The 4,822-nt window shown below is 37.6% G+C and carries 5 protein-coding genes; all 5 read right to left on the reverse strand.

The window, feature by feature from the left end; genetic code table 11:
- On the reverse strand, positions 1 to 405 hold a 405-nt coding region (locus tag Q8907_12790; GenBank protein ID MDP4275146.1), incomplete at its 3' end, for a pirin family protein.
- 64 nt (positions 406 to 469) lie between these two features.
- Positions 470 to 886 carry an OsmC family peroxiredoxin gene (locus Q8907_12795; protein ID MDP4275147.1) on the reverse strand — a complete coding sequence of 139 codons (417 nt, stop codon included), beginning with the start codon at positions 884 to 886 and terminating at the stop codon, positions 470 to 472.
- Between the two features lie 35 nt (positions 887 to 921).
- Positions 922 to 2,655 carry a thiamine pyrophosphate-dependent enzyme gene (locus Q8907_12800; GenBank protein MDP4275148.1) on the reverse strand — a complete coding sequence of 578 codons (1,734 nt, stop codon included), beginning with the start codon at positions 2,653 to 2,655 and terminating at the stop codon, positions 922 to 924.
- Positions 2,656 to 2,989: 334 nt separating this feature from the next.
- A complete protein-coding gene (locus tag Q8907_12805; GenBank protein ID MDP4275149.1) occupies positions 2,990 to 4,081 on the reverse strand; it encodes an alkene reductase in 1,092 nt (363 codons plus the stop codon).
- 84 nt (positions 4,082 to 4,165) lie between these two features.
- Positions 4,166 to 4,684, reverse strand: coding sequence for a hypothetical protein (locus tag Q8907_12810; GenBank protein ID MDP4275150.1), 519 nt, complete (start codon positions 4,682 to 4,684; stop codon positions 4,166 to 4,168).
- Between the last annotated feature and the right edge of the window lie 138 nt (positions 4,685 to 4,822).

Here is a 4,822-nt window from a genome sequence, read left to right on the forward strand (position 1 = left end):
ACTTGTAATTCCTCTATATTTTGGGGATGTCATTTTATTTTTTGACGACAAATTGACCCATAATTGTATTCCTTGCATCATGCCTTTCTGTCCCTTTGGCATCTCTTGGTGATATATACCATTACCAGAAGTCATCCATTGGATATCTCCTGAATTTATTGTTCCCTTATTTCCAATGCTGTCCTCATGTTCAACTTTTCCTTCCAGCATATAGGTTACTGTTTCAATACCTCTGTGAGGATGCCAGGGAAATCCGCGTATATAATCTTCCGGTTTATCAGAACCAAAATTATCCAGTAGTAAAAAAGGGTCTGTAAGTTTCGCATTATCATTAGCGAAAACTCTGAATAATTTAACACCTGCGCCATCAATAGTTGAGTGTCCATTCAAAATTATTTTTTCCATACATGTGTCTCCTTTAATTTAATACAGATTTTATTATATCATTAATACTCAATTTTAAAATCTTTCATCTTACAAAATGAGCTTCAGAACTGATCGGAATGCTCAACACTTTTGATATCAGGCAATTCTTTTCCGCATTCTTTGTGATTGCTTCAAATTCTTCGGCATTAACTCCTGCTACAGACCCTGTAATCGATAAATGAATACCTGTAATACTTAAACCTTCCATAGATACTGTTGCTTCTGTATCTAAAGATGTTGAATTTAATCCTTTTTGAGTTAATATTGAGGCAACAGCCATTGTAAAACATCCTGCATGGGCAGCAGCAAGTAACTCTTCCGGATTAGTGCCTTGATCGCCTTCTTCAAAACGAGTTTTGAAGCTGTAATTTGCGTTATTTATTATACCACTTTGTGTGGTCAATGTTCCTTTACCTTCTTTAAGGTTACCTGACCAGTGTGCTTTTGCAGTACGTTTCATATTGTTTTTATTTTAAGAATGTATGATTTAAAAATTTATAGTAACTCGCCCAAATGTTTATAATTAGACGAAATCATATTAAATACTTCATCCATGCGACCGCTCAACATCATTCTTCCCATATAAAATGTATAACCTTTCATTTGGTCAAATTCCAGTTTAGGCGGCATTGCAAGGGCATTCGGGTCTGTCCATATCGTAACCAATACGGGACCATCCTGTTGAAACGCTTTCATTAATCCTGATTTTACTTCATCGGGATTAGTAATGTTAATGCCCGGCATTCCCATAGCTTCTGCTATTGCGGTAAAATCCGGGTTTAGCAAATCAGTTTCAAGATCAGGAATCCCGGCAACTTCCATTTCAAGTTTCACCATTCCCAGCGAACGGTTATTAAAAACTATGATCTTCACGGGTAATTTATATTGGACAATGGTAATAAGGTCGCCCAGCATCATCGACAGGCCTCCATCGCCACAGAATGCAATTACTTGTTGTCCGGGACGGGCAAGCGCGGCTCCAATGGCTTGTGGCATCGCATTTGCCATAGACCCATGATTGAACGAACCTAGCATTTTTCTCTGTCCAGTTCCATTGATATAACGTGCAGCCCACACACAACACATTCCGGTATCTACTGTGAAAATGGCATCGTTGTCAGCTAAATCGTTAATTAAATAGGCCACAAATTCAGGATGTATCGCATTTGGCTTTCCGTGATCCAGCACATAAACCTGTAATTTTTTTTTGACTTCTTTATAAAATTCTAATTGCTTAGTAAGGAAAGTGACATCTTTTTCCATTGTGATCATAGGCATGAGCGCTTGCAAAGTATCTTTCACATCCCCACAAAGACCCATATCAAGTTTAGCCCTTCGCCCAAGAATTTCAGGTTTAATATCAATTTGCACGATCTTATTTTTAACTGGCATGAAAGGGGTATATGGGAAATCGGTACCTAATAATATAAGCAATTCACATTCATGCATGCTATGATAAGCTGATGGAATTCCTAGTAATCCGGTGAGTCCTACTTCATAAGGATTATTATACTGGATAGCCATCTTTGCTTTATAAGAATAGGCCACTGGAGCTTTAATTTTTTCGGCAAGTTGAATAATTTCATCATGGGCTTCTGCGGCTCCCAGTCCACAAAAAATAGTAACTTTTTTATGCGAGTTTATAAGTTCAGCCAGTTTCATTAGCTCATCATCCGATGGCCTTACAATAGGACGGTTTCGGAAAATCGCAGTAGTGGTTTCCGACGCTACTGCGGGAAGGTTTGTAATGTCACCCGGTAATCCTATTACAGCTACCCCTTTTTTATGTACTGCATGTTGAATGGCGGCCTGTAACATACGAGGAAATTGAGTTGGTGTAGTAACCACTTGGTTGTAACAACTGCAATCTTCAAAAAGTTTAATGGTGTTTGTCTCCTGAAAAAAACTTGTTCCAAATTCTTTGGTTGGAAGGGTAGAAGCAATAGCCAACACAGAAGCCGATGAACGGTGCGCATCGTACAAACCGTTTATCAGGTGAACATGTCCGGGCCCACTGCTACCTGCACAACATGCCAGTCCATTTAACTGAGCCTCCGCTCCGGCAGCGAATGCAGCTGTTTCTTCATTCCGAACATGGATCCATTTGATTTTGCCATTACGGTGTACGGCTGCATTTACATGATTGAGACTATCACCTGTTACTGCATAAATTCTTTGAATGCCTGCTTCAACTAATATTTCAACCAGTTGATCCGATACATTTTTCATTATTTTTCACTTAATTTAAAAGTCAATTTTGGTCAATTAAAATTGAAACTTTATCGCTTAATATAGCGGAAGTCATTGCTGTTCAGATACCCAAATCGGACCGTTTTATCCTTCCTGTTATTATAAAACCCGTTATTGTTTGTCTGCTCATGGAAATTTGTACCAATCTTACAGACAGAATACTATTTACATCTGCAGTCATTTCTGAAAAAGCATCTGGAAAATCTTCTTTGGAAGAAATAATTGTTGCATCAAAGGTTTTAAACTGTCCTTCTACCTCCGAAATACACAAGAGGGGTGATATTATAAAAGTTTTTAATTTATTGAATTCGGTTCATTGCACTTTATAGGGAGGATAATCGGAATATCCTTTTTCATCAGCTGTATAAAACAAATCCATTTTGAGGTCAAGTGATAAAGGCCAATTGTTTTTTAACCTGTCAACAAGATCGGGATTGTTGATAAACGGACGCCCGAACGCGACCATATCTCCTAATCCGCTTTGAATATCGGTCTCGGCTCTTTCCTTATCATATCCCCCAGATAGAATAAGGATGTTTTTAAAATTATTCCGGATGAGTTTCTTAAGTTCCATTGGAACCACAGGAGCTCCCATTGCTGAATGATCAACAAGATGGATATAGGTTATTCCTAGGTTGTTGAGTTGTTCCGACAGGTATTTATAGGTAGCGTCAATTTCAGGATAATATGGCATATCGCTTGCGACTCCATAAGGTGATAAACGGATACCCGCTTTATCTTTTCCTATTGCCCCAGCAACGGCACTTACCACCTCAATTACAAACCGGCATCGATTTTCAATAGTTCCTCCATAATTGTCTTTGCGGATATTGCTTACAGGTGACAAAAACTGTTCGAGTAGATATCCATTGGCCCCATGCAATTCCACTCCATCGAATCCTGCAGCCAGAGCATTTTTTGCTGCTTCAACATATTCAATTTTTGTATGCAACAGATCTTCAGTAGTCATCTCTTTGGGTACCGGGAAATCTTGCATTTTTTTTGAGTCGGTCCAGATTTGTCCCGCAGCTTTTACAGCTGACGGAGCAAGAATCTGCGTTCCTTCAGGCATATTAAGGGGATGGCTAATCCTTCCGGTATGCATAAGCTGAACAAATATTTTTCCTCCATTTTGGTGTACAGCGGAGGTTACCTTTTTCCAGCCTTCAACTTGTTGCTTGCTATAGATTCCGGGTATACGGGCGTAACCCAATCCATTTGGCGAGGGTGATGTTCCTTCGGTTACTATTAACCCGGCGCCTGAACGTTGTTCATAATATTTGGCCATCAGTTCATTGGGCGTATTCCCAATTGCCCTGCTTCTTGTCATTGGCGACATAACAATACGGTTTTTTACCACTATAGAACCAATCTTTTGAGAAGTAAATAATTTGTATTCTTTCATTAGTTTTATTTATTAATTCCATTTTTATTTGTGCTTCATCACTCTTTTCTCAGAAAAAACATTTATGCCAATAAAACAACTTCTTTACCGGGAAACTCCAAATATTTCCTCTGAGTTCAACAGTAAATCAACATATTGAGCTCTTTTGTAAATAAAAGAATCATTCCCGAGGCTGTTTTTTGAGAGCTTGCCCATAAATTCACTGATACTTTTATAATTTTTAACATTCATCCAATCTTCCAGTTCCTTCTTCATAATATTAATTTGCGACAAGCCATTTTTAAATAATGTACTTACAAGCTGTACACATGACGATCCTGACAATATCATTTTGATTACATCTGCACCCGTAAATATCCCTCGACTGCTGCATATATCTGCATTAATATTTTCGAATAACAGACCTGCATATCTTAATGATTTCTTATAGTCTCCTTCATTACTGAGATTAAACGATTTGACATGTTTCTCTTTAATAATATCAATATCTGGTTGGAAAAATGAATTAAATAATACAAATGCATCCATTTTTTCTTGGTCAAGCTTTTTTATAAAATTCAAAACATTCGAGTTGTCTGAACTTAATTTTATACTTACCGGTATAGAAATATTTCTTTAATCTCTTTAACAATGTTGATCTGCTCGTCTTCGATCTCTTTTGCTTTTTTATTAAAATCTGAAAGGATCTGATAAAAGTTCAGTTCAATAACATCCACTCCTGTTTCATTTAATAGCTTAGCA

Source organism: Bacteroidota bacterium, assembly GCA_030706565.1.
In the GTDB taxonomy this organism is placed as follows: domain Bacteria; phylum Bacteroidota; class Bacteroidia; order Bacteroidales; family JAUZOH01; genus JAUZOH01.

Coding starts and splice junctions, on each gene's coding strand:
- Q8907_12805 (MDP4275149.1), bottom strand. CDS start 4,081: ATGAAAGAATACAAATTATTTACTTCTCAAAAGATTGGTTCTATAGTG.
- Q8907_12795 (MDP4275147.1), bottom strand. CDS start 886: ATGAAACGTACTGCAAAAGCACACTGGTCAGGTAACCTTAAAGAAGGT.
- Q8907_12800 (MDP4275148.1), bottom strand. CDS start 2,655: ATGAAAAATGTATCGGATCAACTGGTTGAAATATTAGTTGAAGCAGGC.